1 protein-coding gene is annotated in these 1,045 nt (G+C 65.6%); it reads right to left on the reverse strand.

The window, feature by feature from the left end; genetic code table 11:
• Positions 1-65: 65 nt before the first annotated feature.
• The gene (gene cmrA, locus ABT116_RS50070; protein WP_019749133.1) at positions 66-869 is read right to left on the reverse strand and encodes a mycolate reductase; all 804 of its coding nucleotides are present in this window, start codon (positions 867-869) and stop codon (positions 66-68) included.
• Positions 870-1,045 lie beyond the last annotated feature (176 nt).

Here is a 1,045-nt window from a genome sequence, read left to right on the forward strand (position 1 = left end):
TTCGTCGCATCGCCATTAACCGACTTTACGGTCTGCTATGGCCTGCTCTGAGAAGTTTGCGTGAATCAGCCGCCGAGCTTCTTGTAGAACGTGCCCACGATGGGCGCAACGACGGCACGCGGGCTGTAACCGCCCGCGACGGACATCGCCTTGCTCAAGATGCCCGGTACGACGCGCATCTTGTTCTCGGCCAGGCCGTCGAGCGAGACCTTGGCGGTGTACTCGCTCGAGATCCAGAAGAAGTCCGGGACGAGCTTGTCGACGATCGACGCTTCGGCCGGGTCCGGAGTTTCGGTGCGTACAGGGCCTGGGGCGAGCAGGGTGACGTTCACTCCGGTGCCCTTGAGCTCACCGCGCAACGATTCCGCGAAGGTGTTCACGAACGCTTTCGTGGCGGCGTACGTCGCGTTGTTGGGGATCGGCATGTTGCCGGCCGCGGATCCGACCATCAGGATGGCTCCGGACTTGCGTGCGAGCATGCCCGGAAGCACGGCCAGCGTGAGGTCGTGCACTGCAACGGCGTTGAGCTCGACCTGGTCGCGCTCGTATGCCGGGTCCAGCTCGGCGATCGGCCCGAAGGTGGCGATACCGGCGTTGTTGCACAGGATGCTGATGTCGCGGCCACCGAGCTCCTCGACGAGAACGGCACGCGCCGCGCTGTCGGAGAGGTCCGATGCACGGACCTCCACCTCGACGCCGTGCGCGGCGCGAAGCTTCTCGGCGAGGACCTCCATGACCTCGCCGCGACGGGCGACGAGGATCAGGGAGTGTCCGCGTGATGCCAGATCAGCGGCCAGTGCCTCTCCGATGCCGGAGGAGGCGCCGGTCACTACGGCGCGGGCTGTGGTTGTGGGTGTCGGCAGGCTCACGATCAGTCAGCGTAGCCGGTCAGATCTTCGCGGCCAGTCGTGTGCCCTGTTCGATGGCACGCTTGGCGTCGAGTTCGCCAGCGACATCCGCGCCGCCGATGATGTGGGTCACCACACCCGCGACGGTCAATTCGTCCACGAGATCGCCATGCTCCTTCCCCGCGCTCGAATCCCCA

Origin of the sequence: Streptomyces sp. NPDC002130 (assembly GCF_040296465.1) — a bacterium.
GTDB lineage: Bacteria > Actinomycetota > Actinomycetes > Streptomycetales > Streptomycetaceae > Streptomyces.